This is a genomic window from Streptomyces sp. NPDC002306 (assembly GCF_053593435.1).
In genome coordinates this window covers 185,678-205,160 of sequence record NZ_JBSFCK010000008.1, presented here as the reverse complement: position 1 = coordinate 205,160, position 19,483 = coordinate 185,678, and the positions used below count along the sequence as shown (strand labels likewise).

Below are 19,483 nucleotides of genomic sequence, written 5' to 3'. Positions count from 1 at the left end.
GGACGGACACCGGCCTCGGGGGGCGCGGCGGTCCGGGACAGAGGCGGGCCTCAGGGGACGGCAGGCGGGCCGCGACGGGTACCGGCCTCAGGGGGCACGGCGGTCCGGGACGGGCGTCAGGTTCGGGGGCACGGGCCTTCGGTGGGGGCGGCGTGGCTCTCCGGCCGGGGCGGGATCAGAGGGTGAGTACGCCGTCCAGGAACGGCTCGATCGCCGTGCGCCACGCCTCCGGCTGGTCGTAGTGGACGAGGTGGCCGGCGTCCGCCACCTCCGCGTACTTCCCGCCGGGCAGCACCCGGACCATCTCCTGCGCCTCCGCGCGGCCCAGCTCGCCGTCCAGGCCGCGCACGACCAGGGCGGGGCACCGGACCTGGGCGAGCGCCTCCCAGTGCGCGTCGTAGACCCAGGTCTCGCGGGACTTCAGCATCTGCTCGGGCTCGAAGACGGGACGCCAGCCGTCGGGGGACTCCTGCATGACCTCGGCGTAGAACTCGCCGCGGGACGGGTTGGGCCGCTCGACCCACGGGTCGTCCTCGCCGAACCACTTGCGGACGTCGGCGAGGGTGGCGAAGGGGACGGGCCAGGACTTGAACCAGTCGGCCCACTCGCGCTGCGAGGCGGCGCCGAGGGCGGAGGCCCGCATGTCGCAGATGATCAGGCCGTGCACCAGGTCGGGTCGTTTGGCGGCCAGCTGCCAGGCGGTCAGCGCTCCCATGGCGTGTCCGATGACGACCGCGTGGGGGAGGCCGAGCTGTTCCAGGGCGGCCTCGGCGTCCTCGACGTAGGCCTCGCGGGTGAAGGAGGCCTGTGGGGGCTTCTCGCTCTGTCCGTGGCCGCGCTGGTCGAGGGCGACCGCGCGGTGCCGCTCGGAGAGCCAGCGGGCGGTGGACGCCCAGTGCGAGGCACGGCCCATCAGACCGTGCAGTAACAGCACGCCGGGCGGAGAAGCAGCCGACGGCGTGGCCCCGGGGTCCGCCGGCCCGCCCGGCCCGGGCGGTCCCGCCTGTTCCGGTACGAACTTCACCGGGTCGCTCTTGGGAGGGTCGCCGAACTCCCAGGCGGCCAGGCGCACGCCGCCCGCCCCGGTCACGTCGATGCGTCGCGCCATAGGTCCTGGCACCCCCCTAGCTCCGCTCGGACCGCTCGAGCCGGCCGGTCCTGTGAACCGCTTGCTGTCTGCCGTCGTCGGCGTACCGCTGTCCTTCATCCACATCTACGGACTCTACGCAGACTCACACGCAGACTATCGAACGCGCATTCGGAAAATGCCTTCTCCGTGAGCAACACCCCTCGTTTGAGTGACCCCTCTCAAGGAATGATCGCCTCTGCCGAGGGGAGATCTTCAACAGGAGGCGGACCGCTCGGGGAAAACGGTCCGACGGGGATGACCCTGGGAGCTCGGGGCTCCGGGTCAGCACAGGGGAGGACAGGCCCCGGCGCCGCAGGGCGCCGGGGCCATCCACGTCTCTGCGGCACATCCTCCCCGCCCCCCTCAGGCCGTATGCCTCATGCGACAGCCTGGCACGCGAAGCGTCGGACCGCTGCGATTCGGCGCACTCAGCGCTTGGCGACGAACACGTGCGAGGCGACGTCCGGATCCAGCTCCGCGGCCTCGCCGCCGCTGCCCACCAGCACACCGCCGGCGGCCTCCGTCACGCTCACCACCGAACCGGGCTGCACACCCGCCCGACGCAGCGTGTACATGAGCTGCGCGTCCGTCTGGATCGGCTCGCCGATCCGGCGCACCACGACCGTCTTGCCCTCCTGGCCGGGGTCGAGATCGGCCAGGGACACCATCCCCTCGTCCAGGAACGGGTCGGCGCCGTCCTTCTCGCCGAGCTCCTCCAGGCCGGGGATCGGGTTGCCGTACGGCGACTCGGTCGGGTGGCGGAGCAGTTCGAGCACGCGCCGCTCCACGGCCTCGCTCATCACGTGCTCCCAGCGGCACGCCTCGGCGTGCACCTGCTCCCACTCCAGGCCGATCACGTCGACGAGGAGGCACTCGGCCAGCCGGTGCTTGCGCATCACGCGCGTGGCCAGCCTGCGGCCCTCGTCCGTCAGCTCCAGGTGACGGTCGCTGGCCACCGACACCAGTCCGTCGCGCTCCATCCGTGCCACCGTCTGGCTGACGGTCGGCCCGCTCTGGTCGAGCCGCTCGGCGATCCGGGCGCGCATCGGGACCACACCTTCCTCCTCCAGCTCGAGGATGGTGCGGAGATACATCTCCGTCGTGTCGATCAGTCCGGACATACGTGCCCCTCAATGAGATCTGCCGGAAGCGCGGCTGGCTCCGCGGCGCGTGCGCTGGCCCTGGCTTCAATTCTGACGCATACCACCGACAACCGTGCCGCGCCGTCCAAACGCGGGCGTCACGCGCTTCCACGTGCGGTCCGCGGGCACCGAACGGCACCTCGGCGGGGCGTCCGGCCGAACCGCGCCGTACCCCGCGCCGCCGTATTGACACGGCGCTGGTCCAGACCGCACGGTGATCCGCGGCACAGACGCCGCCAGACGCTGCGAAGGGGCATCGCATGGGCGAGAGCACACCGGCCGGCCAGTTCTTCGACGCCGCGATCACCCTGCTGCGGCGGGTGCGCGACGAGGAGGCCGGGGCCGTCGAGGCGGCCGGCACGCTCCTCGCCGACACCGTGGCCGACGGCGGGCGCCTCTTCGCCTTCGGCGCCGGGCACTCCTCGCTCGCCGCCCAGGACATCGTCTACCGCGCCGGCGGCCTCGCCCTGATGAACCTGCTCGTCGTGCCGGGCGTCGTCGGCGTCGACGTCATGCCCGCCACCCTCGGCTCCGCCCTGGAGCGCGTCGACGGGCTGGCGAGCGCCGTCCTGGACTGCTCGCCGCTGCGCGCGGGCGACGCCCTCGTGATCATCTCCCTCTCGGGCCGCAACGCCCTCCCCGTGGAGATGGCCATGGAGGCCCGCGCCCGCGGCGTGCGGGTCATCGGCGTGACCTCGGTGGCGTACGCCGCGCGGACGACCTCCCGGCACGCCTCGGGGACGTACCTGAAGGACCACTGCGACCTGGTCCTCGACTCGAAGATCGCGGTCGGCGACGCGGAACTCAGCCTCGACAGCATCCCGGCCCCGTTCGCCCCGGCCTCCACCGTGGTCACCTCGGCGCTGCTCCAGGCGGTCATGGCCACCGCGGCCGGCGCCCTCGCCGACCGGGGCATCGAGCCGCCGCTGCTGCGCTCCGGCAACGTCGACGGCGGCCACGACTGGAACGGCCGGATCATGGACGAGTACCGGGACCGGATCTTCTACCGGCAGTGACCGGCGGTCACCGACGCGGGCCCGCGCGGCCGCCGGCCGGCTACTTCCCGACGAGTCCGGACAGGTCGAGGGCGCTCGCGATGCGTACCGCCACGTCCTCCGCGTACATCGTGTCGGACCGCTCGAAGGTGCTGCGGCCGCCGCAGCGCAGAAACGTCACGACGCCCAGCGTCCGACCCCGGCTGCGCAGCACCGCGCACAGCGCGTGCACCGTGTCCGGCGGCCACTGGCGGCCCACGGCCCACTCACGCGCCCGCTCGGCGGAGACGGAACCGACGCTGGAGCGCACGGCCCCGGTCCGCTCCATGGCCTGGAACGCCGGGTGCCCCGGGGCGTAGCGCACGGGCAGCCCGGCCTGCCCGGTGAGCAGGCTCGGCCCCGGCGCGCCGGACGGGGTCTGGGCGATCCGGACCAGCCGTACGGGCCCCGCGGCCACCTCGCCGTCGGCCGCCACGCCGCCCGCCGCCCGGTCGATCAGGGCGTGGTCGGCGAACCCCGCGAGCGCGAAGTCGAGGTGGACGACGGCGGCCTCGGCCGGATCCTCGCACTCCGCCGCCGCGCGGGCCGCCCGGTGCAGCTGGTTGGCGCGGAACCGCTGCAGCGCCGCCTCCTGTTCGCCGTGCTTGGCCTCCGTGACGTCCTGGAACAGCCAGCCGACGCCCAGCGGGACCGGTTCCTCCGCGAGCGGCGAGGACAGCCGCAGGAAGCCGCAGCGCCAGCAGCGCCGCTTCTCGCCCTCCGGCGTGCGCACGCTCACCCAGATCTCGGCGGGCGCGGGCGGCGCGCCCTCGGCCAGCACATACGTGAGCGCGCCCTCCAGCTCCTCGACGCCCTGGGCGAGCAGTTCACCGAGCGGGCGCCCCAGCACCGCCGTGCGCCCGACGCCCAGCGCGCGGGCCGCGTGCGCGTTCACGACGGCGGGCCGCAGATCGGCGTCGACCAGGACGACACCCCAGGTCGCGTTCTCGAACAGCGCCTCGCTCAGCGCGATGGACCGCTCCAGGTCGATCTGCGCGTGCACCTCGCTGAAGGCGCAGTACAGGCCCGCGGGCTTCCCGTCGGGACCGCGCACGGCGGCCGACTGGGTACGGACGAGCACCCGGCCGCCGTCCTTGGTCAGCAGCGCGAACTCGTGCACCTGGCGGCCGGAGGCCTGCATGGCGGCCATCAGCCGCCCCTCGACCTCCTCGGCGTCCGCGCTGCGCACGGCCCAGCCGGCGAAGCCGGGCCGGCCCACCGCCTCCGCCGCCGTCCAGCCCAGGATCCGTTCGGCCTCCCGGTTCCAGTGGGTGACGACGCCGTCCGCGTCGAAGGCGCACAGGGCCGCGTCCATGCCGTCCAGCAGCGCGGCGAGCAGGTCCGAACCGTCCGAGGCCTCCCGCCCGGGCTGTTCGGGCTCGTCCGGCCCCAGCTCGTCGGTGGTCCCACTACGCCGGGAAGCACTCACCTGGACCCCCTGCAGGCTGCGTCACTTGCCCTCATTCAACTCGAACGTGATGCAGCACACACCAATTTCTCACAACATTGAAGGAATCGTTGTACGGAGGGACCTAGGCGGACCTACACGGACCTACGAGACGGAGGTCTCCAGCCGCAACTCCAGCCACAGATCGCTCTCGCCGTCCAGCACGTACCGCTCGGTCTCGACGAACCCACGCGCCTCGGCGAACCGGACCCCGTCCTCGTTGGCGGCGAGCACGACCGTCTCGATCACCCGGGCACCCAGCCCGCGCGCGTGCGCGAGGCCCTTCTCGTACAGTGCCGTGCCGAAGCCCTGCCCCCGGTGCTCGGGCAGCACCCGCGCGATGACGGTCGCGACGGCGTCCTCGCCCCGCGGGGGCCGCACGGTCGAGCAGCCGACGAGCACGTCACCGAGGTAGGCGTTCTCCAGCCGGTACCGTCCGGCGCGCTCCCGCGCCTCGTCCCGGGACATCGCGGCGGGCGGCACGATCACGTTGTGGACGTGCCGCCACTGCTCCACCATGCCCTCGCCGCTCACGGGCTCCATACGAAGATCGGTCACGGCAGCAGCGAACCGTGTCCGCCCGCGCCCGTCAACGGGCGGAACGGAGGGGAAGCACGAACGCCGAAAAAGAGGTTGATCCGTGGCGGGACCCTTCCTAAGGTGGCGAGCACACAAGAAGGGAGGTGGTTCGGCAGATGTATGCAAACCGGACGCGTGAGGTGGCTGCGGGCTAGCGGCCCGTCACCACACCGAGTGCGGTGCCGGACCAGCGCGTGAGACACGCGCGCAGCCGGCCCAATCCCAGGCAGTCACCCGACCCGCGAGTCGCCGGTACGTCCGGCCGGACCCTCCAGTGGAGGACCAGACTCGCGGGTCGTCTGCGTTCCCCGGGGATTCTCCGGAAGATGTCCGGGCGGTGACCCGCGCCACGTACGGATTTCCCGGCGCGCAGTATCCTTGCCGCATGCTTTCGCTCGTTCGACGCCGCCACGTGGACTACGGCCGCGTCACGAACATGGGCTGTCGACGCTCGGTCTGAGCAGTCCGGCCCCGCTCTCCGCGCCTCCGGCGCTCCTGTGCCTCGGCGGCGTCCCCGCGCTTCCCGGCTCCCCGGCCGTCCGGCCCGCGCCTCCCCGCTCCCCGGCCTGCCGGCTCCTCGGCCTCGTGGCCCCTCCTCATTCATCCGGCGCCCGTGTCCCGCGCTGTCCGTGCGGTGCTCCGGGCTCGCCCGTACACCTCGCGGACGTATCCCATGACGCACCAGCAACTTCCGATCATCGATCTCTCCGCCGCCGACCGCGGCCCGCAGGCCCGTGCCCTGCTGCACGCGCAGTTGCACAGCGCCGCGCACGACGTGGGGTTCTTCCAGCTCGTGGGGCACGGGGTGACGCGCGAGGAGACCGATGCGCTCCTGACCGCCATGCGGCGGTTCTTCGCGCTGCCCCGGAGCGACCGGCTCGCGCTCGACAACGTGAACTCGCCGCACTTCCGGGGCTACACACGCACCGGTGACGAGCGAACCGGGGGCCGCCGGGACTGGCGGGACCAGCTCGACATCGGGGCCGAGCGGCCGGCCCGGATACCCGGGGCCGGTGAACCGGCGTACTGGTGGCTGGAGGGGCCGAACCAGTGGCCCGCCGCCCTGCCGGAGCTGCGGGTCGCCGCGCTGCGCTGGATCGATCGGCTCAGCGGCGTCGCCGAGCGGCTGCTGCACGAGCTGTTCGAGGCCATCGGCGCGCCTCCCGGCTTCTACGACGGCGTCTTCGGCGAGCACGCGCATCCGCACCTGAAGCTGGTGCGGTACCCGGGCAGCGCGGACGACGGCGCCGACCAGGGGGTGGGGGCGCACAAGGACTACGGCTTCCTGACGCTGCTGCTCCAGGACCGGGTCGGCGGACTCCAGGTGCAGCGCGCGGACGGGTTGTTCCACGACGTCCCGCCGCTGGACGGGGCGTTCGTGGTCAACCTCGGTGAACTGCTGGAGGTGGCGACCGACGGGTATCTCGTCGCCACCAACCACCGGGTCGTGTCACCGCCCGCCGCCGTCGAGCGGTTCTCCGTGCCCTTCTTCTACAACCCACGTCTGGACGCGCGCGTCGAGCCGCTGCCCTTCCCGCACGCCTCGGCCGCTCCCGGCGTGACCGACGACCCGGCCAATCCCCTGTTCGCCGAGTACGGCTACAACGAGCTGAAGGGCAAGCTGCGGGCGCACCCGCTGGTGGCCGAGCGGCACCACGCGGAGCTGCTCAGCCCCGCGTGAGCCCGCCCGGCGCGCGCTCCGACCCGCCGCGACCCGTCCCGCCTCAGTCCGCGATGTCCGCGAAGCCCTCGACCTCCCGCGGGTCACGCGGACCCGGGCCGATGTAGTGGGCCGAGGGGCGGACCAGCCGGCCGGTGCGCTTCTGCTCCAGGATGTGCGCCGACCAGCCGGCCGTGCGGGCGCAGGTGAACATCGAGGTGAACATGTGCGCCGGGACCTCCGCGAAGTCCAGCATGATCGCCGCCCAGAACTCGACGTTCGTCGCCAGGACCCGGTCCGGGCGGCGGGCGTGGAGTTCTTCGAGAGCCGCCTTCTCCAGGGCCTCGGCGATCTCGAAGCGGGGTGCGCCCAGTTCGCGGGCCGTGCGGCGCAGCACGCGCGCGCGGGGGTCCTCGGCGCGGTAGACACGGTGGCCGAAGCCCATCAGGCGCTCGCCCTTGTCGAGGGCCTTCTTGACGTACGCCTCCGCGTCCCCGGTCCGCTCGATCTCCTCGATCATGCCGAGGACGCGGGAGGGCGCGCCGCCGTGCAGCGGGCCGGACATGGCCCCGACCGCGCCGGAGAGGGCGGCCGCCACGTCCGCGCCGGTGGAGGCGATGACCCGGGCGGTGAAGGTGGACGCGTTCATGCCGTGCTCGGCGGCGGACGTCCAGTAGGCGTCGACCGCGGCCACGTGCTTGGGATCGGGCTCGCCACGCCAGCGGATCATGAAGCGCTCGACGACGGACTGCGCCTTGTCGATCTCGCTCTGCGGGACCATGGGCAGTCCCTGGCCGCGCGCCGACTGGGCGACGTAGGACAGCGCCATGACGGCCGCGCGGGCGAGGTCGTGGCGGGCCTGCTCGGCGTCGATGTCGAGGAGGGGCTTGAGGCCCCAGACCGGGGCGAGCATCGCCAGCGCGGACTGGACGTCCACCCGGATGTCACCCGAGTGGACGGGGATCGGGAACGGCTCGGCGGGCGGCAGGCCGGGGTTGAAGGCGCCGTCGACGAGCAGGCCCCAGACGTTGCCGAACGAGACGTGGCCGACCAGGTCCTCGATGTCGACGCCCCGGTACCGCAGCGCGCCGCCCTCCTTGTCCGGTTCGGCGATCTCCGTCTCGAACGCTACGACTCCTTCGAGTCCGGGTACGAAGTCGGACATCAGGCGGCTCCTCATGATGTGTGCGACAGATGGTGTTGTGGGGACCAGGGAGCGGGTCGAACGGGTCGAACGGCGGGAAGCGGCGTACGCCCTGCGGATCCGCGGTCGTCCCTACGACTCGCGGTCCCGGGCGCTCACCTTGGTGATGCCCCGTACGGTCGGCGGTCACCCGACCCGAACATCATCAGCACCATATCCCTGAGTGCCACCTTTGGGGAGGGCCTGCGGCACTGAGTGCCATCCCCATCATGCGGGACACCGCCCGGCGGCGCCCGCGCATACGGCAGGATGACCGCGTGAACGCCGCCCACGACCCCCTCCCCCCGGATCCCGCCTCGATGCGCAAGCAGTACCGGGCCGAGGGTCTCGCCGAGTCCGACCTGGCCGCCACGCCCGTGGAACAGTTCGCGCGCTGGTTCAAGCAGGCCGCCGCCGAGGCGCATCTCTTCGAGCCGAACGCCATGATCGTCTCGACGGCGGACGCGGAGGGCCGGCCGAGCTCCCGTACGGTGCTGCTGAAGCAGTTCGACGAGCAGGGCTTCGTCTTCTACACCAACTACGACTCCCGCAAGGCCCGTGACCTGGGGGAGAACCCGTACGTCTCGCTGCTGTTCCCCTGGCACCCGATGGCCCGCCAGGTCATCGTCCAGGGCGTCGCCCGGCGCACCGGCCGGGACGAGACGGCCGCCTACTTCCGCACCCGGCCGCACGGCTCCCAGCTGGGGGCCTGGGCCAGCGCCCAGTCCAGCGTCGTCCCCTCCCGGGCCGAGCTGGACGCCTCGTACACCGAGCTGGCCGCCCGCTACCCGGAGGGCGAACAGGTCCCGGTCCCGCCGCACTGGGGCGGCTTCCGGGTGGCCCCTCAGACCGTGGAGTTCTGGCAGGGCCGGGAGAACCGGCTGCACGACCGGCTCCGGTACGTGGCGGAGGCGGACGGCGGCTGGCGGGCGGAGCGGCTCAGTCCCTGAGCGCCCCGTCGTCGCCGAGCGCCCCGTCGAGGACGGCCGCCCACTGCGCCACCACCCGCTCGCGGCGCGGCCGGTCGTCGGTGAGCAGATTGGCCAGGCCCAGACCGCGGGCCATGTCGAGCAGGCCCTGGACCGTCTCCCGGACCCCGGGCCGGGACTCGTCCGCGCCCAGCAGGTCGACGGCTATCCGGTGGGTCTCACGGCCGACCCGGGCCTCCAGCTCGGTCACCCGCGGGCTGAGCTGCTCCTCGTTCGACGCGGCCACCCACAGGTGCAGGGCGGCCCGGAAGAGCGGGCCCGTGTAGAGGTCGACGAGGGCCGCCACCACCTCGCTCCGGTCCCCCGCCGCGCCCTGCGGGAACAGGGCGCGCAGGGCGCCGGAGCGTTCCTCGGCGACGTACTCGACCGCCGCCGTGAACAGGTCCTCGCGGGTCGGGAAGTGGTGCTGGGCGGCGCCCCGGGAAACACCCGCGCGTTCGGCGACGACCAGGACCGTGGAGCCCGCCCAGCCGTGTTCGGCGAGGCAGGCCACGGCCGCCTCCAGCAGGCGCTGCCGGGTGGCCCGGCTGCGGTCCTGCTTGGGGGCGCGGTCGCGTTCCGCCGTGGTCACAGCACCCATGCGGGATCCCGTCGTTCGAGGAAGGCCGTCATCCCCTCCCGGGCTTGCTCGGAGGAGAACAGCCGGGCCGAGAGCGCGGTGAGGTCGGTCGCGTCCCGGTCGAATGCCTCCAGCACCCTAGCCGTGAGCAGCCGTTTCGTCTCCGCCAGCGCCAGCGGGGCGGCCCTGCGCAGACCGTCCAGGACCGGCGCCAGTACGTCGTCGACGTCGTCCCCGGCCCCGGCCGCCGCCGTCAGCAGGCCGATGCGGGCCGCCTCGGCGGCGTCGAGGCGTTCGCCGGTGAGGTAGTAGCGGGCGAGGGCGCGCGGGTCCGTGCGGGAGAGCAGGGTGAGCGAGATGACGGCGGGCGCCACCCCGATCCGCACCTCCGTGAACGCGAACGTGGCCGCGCTCGACGCGAGCGCGAGGTCGCAGGCGCCGAGCAGGCCCAGACCGCCCGCCCGGACGTGCCCGGTGACCCGGGCGACGACGGGTCTGGGCAGCTCGACGATCTGCCGCAGCAGGCCGACCAGCGCGTCCGGGTGCGGCGGGTCGCGCAGGTCGGCGCCGGCGCAGAAGGTGTTCCCCGTGTGGGTCAGGACGACCGCGCGCACGTCGGTGTCCTTCGCGCAGTCGGTCAGGGCGTCCGCGAGTTCGCCGACGAGCGCCGCGGAGAGCGCGTTGCGGTTGCCGGTGGCGTCGAGGCTGAGCGTCTCGACGCCACGCGTGCGTGTACGGCCGACCAGTGTCACGTCCGCTCCCTCAGTTCCCGGCGCAGTATCTTCCCGGAGGCGGCCCGCGGCACCCCGTCGATGAAGGTGACCCGCCGGACGCGTTTGTACGGGGCGACGCGTTCGGCGACGTACATCATGACCTCGGCCTCGGAGAGGTCGGCGGCGGCCTGCTGGCGGACCACGTACGCGTGCGGGACCTCGTTGCCGTCGTCGTTGTAGGCGCCGATGACGGCGGCGTCGGCGATGCCGGGGTGGGTGAGCAGCAGGGCCTCCAGTTCCGCGGGGGCGACCTGGAATCCCTTGTACTTGATGAGTTCCTTGACCCGGTCGACGACGAACAGCCAGCCGTCGGCGTCGACATGGCCCACGTCTCCGGTGTGCAGCCAGCCGTCGGCGTCGATCATGTCGGCGGTGGCGTCCGGGCGGCCCAGGTAGCCCTTCATGACCTGGGGGCCGCGGATCAGGATCTCGCCGGGCTCGCCGAGGTCGAGGTCCTTGTCGGGGTCGTCGAGGGAGACGATCCGCATCTCGGTGCCGGCGATGAGCCGGCCGACGGTCCCGGCGGGTGCCTCGTGCATCGCGTCGAGGGGGACGACATGGGTGCCGGGCGACAGTTCCGTCATGCCGTAGGCCTGGCCGACGGGCGGCAGGCCCAGGCGCCGGGAGCAGGCGGCGGCGAGTTCGGCGTCCAGGGGCGCGGCGGCGCTGACGATGTACTTCAGCGACGACAGGTCGAACTGCGCGACGGCCGGGTGCTTGGCGAGGGCGAGCACGATCGGCGGGGCCACGTACAGGCCGGTGATGCGGTGGTTCTGGATCGCCGCGAGGAAACTCTCCAGCTCGAAGCGCTGGAGGACGACGATGGTGGCGCCCTTGCGCAGGGGCGCGTTCATCAGGGCCGTCAGACCGTAGATGTGGAAGAACGGGAGCACGGCGAGGATGCGCTCGCCGGGGCCGGTGTCGACGGCCGGTTCCAGCTGGGCCAGGTTGGTGGCGATCTGGCGGTGGGTGAGCATCACCCCCTTGGGGACGCCCGTGGTCCCGGACGAGTACGGCAGGGCGGCGACGTCCCGCGTGGGGTCGATGTCGACCACCGGGTCCGGCGCCGTCGAGGCGAGCATGTCGATCAGGGAGCGGTGGCCCGGCGCGCTGTCGCAGACGAAGATCTCCTCGACCCCGCCCGCGAGTTCGGCGGCCCGGCGCGCGCTCGCCAGCAGCGGCGACACGGTGACGATCCAGCGGGCCGCCGAATCGCTCAGCTGCTTGGCGAACTCCTCCGGCGTGGCGAGCGGATGGACGGTGGTCACGGAGGCCCCGGCGCGGGTGGCGCCGTAGAACGCGACCGGGAAGGCGACCGTGTTGGGGCTGTGCAGGGCGAGCACGTCGCCCTTGCGCACGCCCGCCTCGGCGAGTGCGGCGGCGACCCGGCGGTGGAACCGGTCGAGCTGTTCGTAGGTGAGGGTGGTGCCGTCGGTGCCGTCGACGAGCGCGGGCGTGTCCCCGAACTCGGCGGCCCGGCCCAGTACCGCCTCGTGGATGGGGAGTTCGACGGCAGGGACGTCTGCGTACTCGCTGCGGAACACGGTTCCTCCTCGCACAACGGTGTGCTGGATCAGTACGACTTGGGCAGACCCAGGGTCTGGTGGGAGACGTAGTTGAGAATCATCTCCCGGCTCACCGGAGCAATACGAGCCACGCGCGAGGCGGTTATCAATGTGGCGAGGCCGAATTCACGCGTGAGGCCGTTGCCGCCGAGGGTGTGCACGGCCTGGTCGACGGCCTTCACGCAGGCCTCTCCGGCCGCGTACTTCGCCATGTTGGCGGCCTCGCCCGCGCCGACGTCGTCCCCCACGTCGTACAGGTACGCGGCTTTCTGCATCATCAGCCGGGCCAGTTCGAGGTCGATGTGCGCCTGGGCGAGGGGGTGGGCGATGGCCTGGTGGGCGCCGATCGGGGCCTTCCAGACGGTGCGCTCGCGCGCGTACTCGATCGCCCGGGCCAGGGCGTGGCGTCCCATGCCGATCGCGAAGGCGGCCGTCATGATCCGCTCGGGGTTGAGGCCGGCGAACAGTTGGAGCAGACCCGCGTCCTCGTCCCCGACGAGCGCCTCGGCGGGCAGCCGCACCTGGTCGAGGACCAGCTCGAACTGCTTCTCCGCGCCGTGCAGTTCCATGTCGATCGGCCGCCGGGTGAAGCCCTCGGCGTCGCGCGGGACGATGAACAGACAGGGCTTGAGGCTGCCGGTGCGGGCGTCCTCGGTACGGCCCACGATGAGGGTGGCGTCGGCGATGTCGACACCGGAGACGAAGACCTTGCGGCCGGTGAGCAGCCAGTCCCCGCTGTCACCGTCGCGGCGGGCGGTGGTCGTGATGCGGTGCGAGTTGGAACCGGCGTCGGGTTCGGTGATGCCGAAGGCCATCGTGCGGCTGCCGTCGGCGAGCGCGGGCAGCCACTCCCGCTTCTGCTCCTCGGTGCCGAAGCGGGCGATGACCGTGCCGCAGATCGCGGGCGAGACGATCAGCATGAGCAGCGGGGCACCGGCCGCGCCGAGCTCTTCGAGGACGATGGAGAGTTCGGCGATGCCGCCACCGCCACCGCCGTACTCCTCCGGCAGGTTGACGCCGAGGTAGCCGAGTTTGGCGGCCTCCTGCCAGAGCTCGGTGGGGTAGCGGCCCTCGGCGACGACGCCGGTGAGGTAGGCCCGCCCGTAGCGGGAGCCGAAGGCGGCCACCGCGGCGCGGAGGTCCTTGTGCTCTTCGGGTTCGATGAGGGTGGTCATGGCGCTCCTTCGGGTGCGGGTTCGTCGTGGCTGGTCGCGCTCACGCGGCGGAGCCGCAGGCCGATTCGGCCTCGCTCCCCTAGGGGGTGTCCTGCACGACCGCCAGCAGGGCGCCGACCTCCACCTGCTGCCCGGGGGTCGCGTGCAGGGCGGTCAGCGTTCCGGTGACCGGGGCGGTGATCCGGTGCTGCATCTTCATCGCCTCCAGCCAGAGCAGGGACTCTCCGGCCCGTACCGCCGCTCCCACGGCCAGGCCCTCGGCGATCCGTACGACCGTCCCCGGCATCGGTGCGAGGAGGGAGCCGGGAGCCTGTTGCGCGGTCGGGTCGGGGAAGCGGGGCAGGGCGGTCAGGGTGGTGGCGTTGACGTGGACCTGGTCGCCGTAGCGGGAGACCTCGAACCTGCGCCGCACGCCGTCCACTTCGAGGACGACCAGGTCCGCGTCGGCGTGCACGACGCGGACGCCGTCCGCGGTCAGGCCGTCCCGGGTGTGCCGGTAGTGGACCTCGTGTTCCTCGCCGGCCATCGCGTAGCGCTTGGTCTGGGGCTGTGCGGGCAGGTTGCGCCAGCCGCCGAAGCGGGACCGGCCGTGGGCGTCGGCCAGGGCGGCGGCCAGCGGGGCGTGGGGGTCGGCAGGACCGGCGGCGGTGAGCGCCGCGAGGTGGCGGTCGTAGAAGCCGGTGTCCATGCGTCCGGCGGTGAACTCCTCGTGCCGCAGGGAGCGGACGAGGAGATCCCGGTTGGTGGCGGGACCGTGGACCACGGCCCGTTCCAGGGCGCCGGCGAGGCCGCGGACCGCCTCCGCGCGCGTGGGCGCGTGGACGACGACCTTGGCGAGCATGGGGTCGTAGTGGACGCCGATCTCGTCGCCGTCGGTGTAGCCGGTGTCGAGACGGACGCCGTCGGGGACGGCGAGGCGGTGCAGGGTGCCGGTCTGCGGGGCCCAGTCACGGGCGGGGTCCTCGGCGTAGAGGCGGGCCTCGACGGCGTGGCCACGCGCGCGTGGCGGGTCGCTCGCCAGGGCGTTCCCCTCGGCGATCCTGAGCTGCTCGGCGACCAGGTCGATCCCGAACACGGCCTCGGTGACCGGGTGTTCGACCTGGAGGCGGGTGTTCATCTCCAGGAAGTGCGCCGTGCCGTCGGCGACCAGGAACTCGACCGTGCCCGCGCCCACGTAGTCGACGGCGCGGGCCGCGCGCACGGCCAGGGCGTGCAGTTCGTGCTCCAGTTCCCCGGGAAGTCCGGGCGCCGGCGCCTCCTCGACGACCTTCTGGTGGCGGCGCTGGAGGGAGCAGTCGCGGGTGCCCAGCGCCCACACCGTGCCGTGGGTGTCGGCGAGGATCTGCACCTCGACATGGCGCCCGTTCTCGACGTAGGGCTCGACGAAGACCTCGCCGTCCCCGAAGGCGCTCGCGGCCTCGGCCCGCGCGCCCTCCAGCGCGCCGTCGAGGTCGTCCAGCCGGCGCACGATCCGCATCCCGCGCCCGCCGCCGCCCGCCGCCGCCTTCACCAGCACCGGCAGGTCGGCCGCGGTGACCTCGCTCAGCGGGGCGAGGCCCATCAGCTCCTTGGCGCGGGTCTTGGACGCCATGGCCTCGATCGCCTCGGGGGGCGGCCCGATCCAGACCAGGCCCGCGGCCAGGACGGCGCGCGCGAAGTCGGCGTTCTCGGAGAGAAAGCCGTAGCCCGGGTGCACGGCGTCCGCGCCGGCGGCGACGGCCGCCTTCACGATCAGGTCGCCGCGCAGGTACGTCTCGGCGGGGGCCGCCCCCGGCAGCCGTACCGCCGCGTCCGCCACGCGCGTGTGGAGGGCGTGTTCGTCGGCGTCGGAGTGCACGGCGACCGTACGGATCCCGGCCGCACGGCAGGTGCGGAAGACACGGCAGGCGATCTCGCCGCGGTTGGCGACGAGGACGGAAGAAAGCACGTTCGGGACCTCACATCCGGAAGACGCCGAAGCCGCCGCGCGCGCCCTCGTAGGGCGCGGTGTGGACGGCCGACAGGCACAGGCCGAGAACGGTGCGGGTGTCGCGCGGGTCGATGACGCCGTCGTCGTACAACCGCCCGGACAGGAACATCGGCAGCGACTCGGACTCGATCTGCTGCTCGACCATGGCGCGCAGGGCCGCGTCGGCGCCGTCGTCGTACGGCTGCCCCTTCGCGGCCGCCGACTGCCGGGCGACGATGGAGAGCACCCCGGCCAGCTGCTGGGGGCCCATCACCGCCGACTTCGCGCTGGGCCAGGCGAACAGGAAGCGCGGGTCGTACGCCCGTCCGCACATGCCGTAGTGCCCGGCGCCGTAGGAGGCGCCCATGAGGACGGACAGATGGGGCACCTTCGAGTTGCTGACCGCGTTGATCATCATCGCGCCGTGCTTGATGATGCCGCCCTGCTCGTACTCCCGGCCGACCATGTAGCCGGTGGTGTTGTGCAGGAACAGCAGCGGGATGTCGCGCTGGTTGGCCAGCTGGATGAACTGGGCGGCCTTCTGGGACTCCGCGCTGAACAGCACGCCCTGGGCGTTCGCCAGGATGCCGACGGGATAGCCGTGCAGGGTGGCCCAGCCGGTGGCCAGGCTCGTCCCGTACAGCGGCTTGAACTCGTCGAAGTCGGAGCCGTCGACGATCCGGGCGATCACCTCGCGCGGGTCGAAGGGGGTCTTGAGGTCGCCGGGGACGATCCCGAGGAGTTCCTCCGGGTCGTACTTGGGCGGCGCCGCCGGGCCCGGATCGCGGTACGCCTTGCGGTGGTTGAGCCGGGCCACGACCCGGCGCGCCTGGCGCAGCGCGTCCCGCTCGTCCACGGCGAAGTGGTCCGCGAGACCCGACACACGCGCGTGCATCTCCGCGCCGCCCAGCGACTCGTCGTCGCTCTCCTCGCCGGTGGCCATCTTCACCAGCGGCGGACCGCCGAGGAAGACCTTCGCCCGCTCCTTCACCATGATCACGTGGTCGGACATGCCGGGGACGTAGGCGCCGCCCGCGGTCGAGTTGCCGAAGACGACGGCGACGGTGGGGATCCCGGCGGCCGACAGCCGGGTCAGATCCCGGAAGATCGCGCCGCCGGGGATGAAGATCTCCTTCTGGGACGGCAGGTCGGCGCCGCCCGACTCCACGAGGCTGATGCAGGGCAGCCGGTTGGCGAGCGCGATGTCGTTGGCGCGCAGGGCCTTCTTCAGGCTCCACGGGTTGCTGGCGCCGCCGCGCACGGTGGGGTCGTTGGCGGTGATCAGGCACTCCACGCCCTCGACGACACCGATTCCGGTCACCAGCGAGGCGCCCACCGCGTAGTCACTGCCCCAGGCGGCCAGCGGCGACAGCTCCAGGAACGGCGTGTCCGGGTCGAGGAGCAGCTCGATGCGCTCGCGGGCGAGCAGCTTGCCGCGTCCGCGGTGGCGTTCGACGTACTTCGGGCCGCCGCCGGCCAGCGCCTTCGCGTGCTCGGCGTCGAGGTCGGCGAGCTTGGCGAGCATGGCCTCGCGGTGGGCCCGGTGGTCCGGGCCGTGGACGTCCAGCGCGGTCGGAAGGACCGTCACAGCAGAGCCTCCGGTATGTCCAGGTGACGGGAGCGCAGCCACTCGCCCAGGGCCTTGGCCTGCGGGTCGAAGCGGTGCTGGGCGGCGACCCCGGCGCCGAGAATGCCCTCGACGACGAAGTTGAGGGCCCGCAGGCCGGGCAGGACGTGCCGGACGACACGCAGTTCCGCGGTCTCCGGCAGGAGTACGCGCAGCCGGTCCACGGTGAGGGTGTGCGCGAGCCACCGCCAGGCGTCGTCCGTACGGACCCACACCCCGACGTTGGCGTCGCCGCCCTTGTCGCCGCTGCGGGCCCCGGCGACGAGGCCGAGCGGGGCCCGCCGGGTCGGTGCCGTCGCCGGCCACGGCTCGGGCAGCGGCGGTTGCGGTACGTCGTCCAGGACGAGGGTGTCGTGGGCGGCGGGCACCGGGATCCGGCGTCCGTCGGGCAGGACCGCCAGGTGGCCGACGGAGTCCTGGGGGACGTGGTCGGCCTCGAAGACCCCGTAGGGCGCGCCCTTTCCGGGGGGCGCCAGCACATGGAAGCCCGGGTAGCTGGCGAGCGCGAGCTCCACCGCCGCCGCGCTCAGGGCCCGCCCGACGGCCGTCTGGTCCGGGTCGCGCACGACGAGCCGCAGCAGCGCGCCTGCGGTCTCCTCGGTGTCGGCGTCGGGCCGGTCGGTGCGGACCAGGTCCCAGCGGATCTCCGCGGGAGGCGACTTGGCGAACGCGTCCGCCATCTGCTCCCGCACCAGCGCGGCCTTCGCCTCGATGTCGAGGCCGGTGAGCACGAAGACGACCTCGTTGCGGAAGCCGCCGAGGCTGTTGAGGCCGACCTTGAGGGTCGGCGGCGGGGCCTCCCCGGTCACGCCCTCGACGCGCACCCGGTCGGGGCCGTCCTGGGTGAGCCGTACGGTGTCCAGCCGGGCGGTGACGTCGGGGCCCGCGTACCGGGCAGGACCGGTCTCGTACAGGAGCTGGGCGGTGACCGTGCCGACGTCCACGAAGCCGCCGGTGCCGGGGTGCTTGGTGATGACGCAGCTGCCGTCGGCGTGGAGTTCGGCGAGCGGGAATCCGGGACGGCGGACAGCGCCGACGCCATGGCCGCCGTCGCCGTCGCCCCGCCGGAAGAAGGCGTAGTTGCCGCCGGTGGCCTGTGTCCCGCACTCCAGGATGTGCCCGGCGACGACGGCCCCGGCCAGCCGGTCGTGGTCGTCCGGCGTCCAGCCGAAGTGGGCGGCGGCGGGTCCCGTGACCAGGGCCGCGTCGGTCACCCGGCCGGTGACCACGATGTCGGCGCCCGCCCGCAGACAGGCGGCGATGCCGAAGCAGCCGAGGTAGGCGTGGGCGGCGAGGCGGTCGGGATAGCGGGCCCGCAGGTCGTCGCCCTCGACATGGGCGACGCGGACCGGGATGCCGAGCCGGTCGGCCAGCCCGCGCACGGCGTCCGCGAGGCCGGCCGGGTTCAGCCCGCCGGCGTTCGTCACCACGCGGACGCCCCGCTCGTGGGCGAGACCGAGGCACTCCTCCAGCTGGCGCAGGAAGGTGCGGGCATACCCGGCGGCCGGGTCCTTCAGCCGGTCGCGGCCCAGGATGAGCATGGTCAGTTCGGCGAGGTAGTCGCCGGTCAGTACGTCCAGCTCGCCGCCGGTGAGCATCTCGCGCACGGCGTCGAAGCGGTCGCCGTAGAACCCGGACGCGTTGCCGATGCGCAGGGTCGTCACCGGGCGGCCGCCTCGCCCGTCGGCGGGCGTCCGGCGCCGGGCGGGCCGGCGAAGGCCTGCGCGATGTCCAGCCAGCGGTCGGCGTCCGGGCCTTCGGCGCGCAGCGCCAGGTCGAAGCGGTGGGCCCGCTGGGTGACGAGGAGGCAGAAGTCGAGGGCCGGTCCGGTGACCCGCTGCGGGGCGTCCTCGGGGCCGTACGTCCACAGGTCGCCGGAGGGCGCGACGAGTTCGACGCGGAAGGCGTCGGCGGGCGGGGTGGCTCCGTGCACGCCGAAGGCGAAGTCCCGGGTGCGCACCCCGAGCCACACCACCTGCCGGATCCGGTCGGTGAGCGGGCGGGCCGCGCCGAGGGCGTCCGCCACGTCCTGGCTGTGCGCCCAGGTCTCCATGAGCCGGGCGGTGGCCATGGAGGCGGCCGACATGGGCGGCCCGTACCAGGGGAAGCGGGCGCCGGGCGGGGCGGCGCGCAGCGCCTTGTCGAGTGCGGCGCGGCCGTCCCGCCACTGTTCCAGCAGTGCGGCGGGCGGGACGAGAGCGCCCTCCCGTGCCCCTTCGTCGACGAACGACTCCGGCGCGGCGAGCGCCTTCTCGACGAGCCCGCGAAAGCCGTCCTCGTCGGTGACGGACAGCAGGGCCGAGCGGTCGGTCCAGGCGAGGTGGGCGATCTGGTGGGCGACGGTCCAGCCCGGCGCGGGGGTCGGCAGCGCCCACTCGCGCGGTCTCAACCCGGCCACGAGCCGGTCGAGTTCCTCGCTCTCCTCGCGCAGGTCGTCGATCACGGGCGTCGGGTCGGACACGATGGCGCTCCCCTCGGGCACGGCGGTGTGCGGCGCGGTGTGCTGAGGAGCATGGCAGCGCGCCGATAAACAATCAAGCACGCTTGCATGAATTGGGCCGGACCCTGCCGGCGGGTGCCCGGGCGGACCGCACGGTCCGTGGCGTACGCGCCATTCGCGGCGTACGGGCCACACATGGCGTACTCACCATTCGTGGCGTACGCGCCGCACAT

16 protein-coding genes are annotated in these 19,483 nt (G+C 73.2%); 3 read left to right on the top strand and 13 right to left on the bottom strand.

Annotated elements, in window-relative coordinates; genetic code table 11:
* Nucleotides 1-175 precede the first annotated feature (175 nt).
* Complete coding sequence (locus ACWCQK_RS18550) at nt 176-1,108, bottom strand: alpha/beta fold hydrolase (RefSeq protein WP_451156224.1); 933 nt, start codon at nt 1,106-1,108, stop codon at nt 176-178.
* A 449-nt stretch (nt 1,109-1,557) separates the two neighbouring features.
* Complete coding sequence (locus ACWCQK_RS18545; RefSeq protein WP_385779433.1) at nt 1,558-2,250, bottom strand: metal-dependent transcriptional regulator; 693 nt, start codon at nt 2,248-2,250, stop codon at nt 1,558-1,560.
* 281 nt (nt 2,251-2,531) lie between these two features.
* On the opposite strand from ACWCQK_RS18545, the gene ACWCQK_RS18540 reads away from it, so the two are divergent.
* Nucleotides 2,532-3,287: an SIS domain-containing protein gene (locus ACWCQK_RS18540; protein WP_451156223.1), complete on the top strand. Its 756-nt coding sequence runs from the start codon at nt 2,532-2,534 to the stop codon at nt 3,285-3,287.
* A gap of 40 nt (nt 3,288-3,327) precedes the next feature.
* On the opposite strand, the gene ACWCQK_RS18535 is transcribed toward ACWCQK_RS18540, so the two are convergent.
* Together ACWCQK_RS18535 and ACWCQK_RS18530 are read right to left on the bottom strand one after the other, a co-directional pair.
* Nucleotides 3,328-4,734 carry a PAS domain-containing protein gene (locus tag ACWCQK_RS18535; RefSeq protein WP_451156222.1) on the bottom strand — a complete coding sequence of 469 codons (1,407 nt, stop codon included), beginning with the start codon at nt 4,732-4,734 and terminating at the stop codon, nt 3,328-3,330.
* 123 nt (nt 4,735-4,857) lie between these two features.
* Complete coding sequence (locus ACWCQK_RS18530; protein ID WP_451156221.1) at nt 4,858-5,310, bottom strand: GNAT family N-acetyltransferase; 453 nt, start codon at nt 5,308-5,310, stop codon at nt 4,858-4,860.
* 694 nt (nt 5,311-6,004) lie between these two features.
* Between ACWCQK_RS18530 and ACWCQK_RS18525 the strand changes: the two genes are divergently transcribed.
* Nucleotides 6,005-7,012 carry an isopenicillin N synthase family dioxygenase gene (locus tag ACWCQK_RS18525; RefSeq protein ID WP_451156220.1) on the top strand — a complete coding sequence of 336 codons (1,008 nt, stop codon included), beginning with the start codon at nt 6,005-6,007 and terminating at the stop codon, nt 7,010-7,012.
* A 43-nt stretch (nt 7,013-7,055) separates the two neighbouring features.
* On the opposite strand, the gene ACWCQK_RS18520 is transcribed toward ACWCQK_RS18525, so the two are convergent.
* Nucleotides 7,056-8,156 carry a citrate synthase 2 gene (locus ACWCQK_RS18520; RefSeq protein WP_451156219.1) on the bottom strand — a complete coding sequence of 367 codons (1,101 nt, stop codon included), beginning with the start codon at nt 8,154-8,156 and terminating at the stop codon, nt 7,056-7,058.
* A 338-nt stretch (nt 8,157-8,494) separates the two neighbouring features.
* On the opposite strand from ACWCQK_RS18520, the gene pdxH reads away from it, so the two are divergent.
* Complete coding sequence (gene pdxH, locus ACWCQK_RS18515) at nt 8,495-9,124, top strand: pyridoxamine 5'-phosphate oxidase (RefSeq protein WP_451156368.1); 630 nt, start codon at nt 8,495-8,497, stop codon at nt 9,122-9,124.
* Here pdxH and ACWCQK_RS18510 read toward each other — a convergent pair.
* The 8 genes from ACWCQK_RS18510 to ACWCQK_RS18475 form a co-directional block, all read right to left on the bottom strand.
* Nucleotides 9,114-9,743 carry a TetR/AcrR family transcriptional regulator gene (locus ACWCQK_RS18510; RefSeq protein WP_451156218.1) on the bottom strand — a complete coding sequence of 210 codons (630 nt, stop codon included), beginning with the start codon at nt 9,741-9,743 and terminating at the stop codon, nt 9,114-9,116. The two genes, pdxH and ACWCQK_RS18510, sit on opposite strands and share 11 nt — an antisense overlap.
* Nucleotides 9,731-10,474 carry an enoyl-CoA hydratase family protein gene (locus tag ACWCQK_RS18505; protein WP_451156217.1) on the bottom strand — a complete coding sequence of 248 codons (744 nt, stop codon included), beginning with the start codon at nt 10,472-10,474 and terminating at the stop codon, nt 9,731-9,733. Before ACWCQK_RS18505 ends, ACWCQK_RS18510 begins: the two co-directional genes overlap by 13 nt.
* Complete coding sequence (locus ACWCQK_RS18500; RefSeq protein ID WP_451156216.1) at nt 10,471-12,039, bottom strand: 4-coumarate--CoA ligase family protein; 1,569 nt, start codon at nt 12,037-12,039, stop codon at nt 10,471-10,473. The genes ACWCQK_RS18505 and ACWCQK_RS18500 overlap by 4 nt, the downstream gene beginning before the upstream one ends.
* A 29-nt stretch (nt 12,040-12,068) precedes the next feature.
* Nucleotides 12,069-13,235, bottom strand: coding sequence for an acyl-CoA dehydrogenase family protein (locus ACWCQK_RS18495; RefSeq protein WP_451156215.1), 1,167 nt, complete (start codon nt 13,233-13,235; stop codon nt 12,069-12,071).
* Between the two features lie 79 nt (nt 13,236-13,314).
* Nucleotides 13,315-15,162, bottom strand: coding sequence for an ATP-binding protein (locus tag ACWCQK_RS18490; protein WP_451156214.1), 1,848 nt, complete (start codon nt 15,160-15,162; stop codon nt 13,315-13,317).
* Nucleotides 15,163-15,172: 10 nt separating this feature from the next.
* Entirely contained in the window at nt 15,173-16,771 is a 1,599-nt protein-coding gene (locus tag ACWCQK_RS18485) for an acyl-CoA carboxylase subunit beta (protein ID WP_451156213.1), read from the bottom strand.
* Nucleotides 16,768-18,474, bottom strand: a complete 1,707-nt coding sequence (locus ACWCQK_RS18480; RefSeq protein ID WP_451156212.1) for an acyclic terpene utilization AtuA family protein — start codon at nt 18,472-18,474, stop codon at nt 16,768-16,770. Before ACWCQK_RS18480 ends, ACWCQK_RS18485 begins: the two co-directional genes overlap by 4 nt.
* Nucleotides 18,471-19,271, bottom strand: coding sequence for a TIGR03084 family metal-binding protein (locus ACWCQK_RS18475; protein WP_451156211.1), 801 nt, complete (start codon nt 19,269-19,271; stop codon nt 18,471-18,473). Before ACWCQK_RS18475 ends, ACWCQK_RS18480 begins: the two co-directional genes overlap by 4 nt.
* Nucleotides 19,272-19,483 lie beyond the last annotated feature (212 nt).

Bases quoted from the DNA above. Each gene is read 5' to 3' on its own strand.
- ACWCQK_RS18550 (WP_451156224.1), bottom strand. From the start codon at position 1,108: ATGGCGCGACGCATCGACGTGACCGGGGCGGGCGGCGTGCGCCTGGCC.
- ACWCQK_RS18545 (WP_385779433.1), bottom strand. From the start codon at position 2,250: ATGTCCGGACTGATCGACACGACGGAGATGTATCTCCGCACCATCCTC.
- ACWCQK_RS18540 (WP_451156223.1), top strand. From the start codon at position 2,532: ATGGGCGAGAGCACACCGGCCGGCCAGTTCTTCGACGCCGCGATCACC.
- ACWCQK_RS18525 (WP_451156220.1), top strand. From the start codon at position 6,005: ATGACGCACCAGCAACTTCCGATCATCGATCTCTCCGCCGCCGACCGC.
- ACWCQK_RS18520 (WP_451156219.1), bottom strand. From the start codon at position 8,156: ATGTCCGACTTCGTACCCGGACTCGAAGGAGTCGTAGCGTTCGAGACG.
- pdxH (WP_451156368.1), top strand. From the start codon at position 8,495: ATGCGCAAGCAGTACCGGGCCGAGGGTCTCGCCGAGTCCGACCTGGCC.
- ACWCQK_RS18510 (WP_451156218.1), bottom strand. From the start codon at position 9,743: ATGGGTGCTGTGACCACGGCGGAACGCGACCGCGCCCCCAAGCAGGAC.
- ACWCQK_RS18495 (WP_451156215.1), bottom strand. From the start codon at position 13,235: ATGACCACCCTCATCGAACCCGAAGAGCACAAGGACCTCCGCGCCGCG.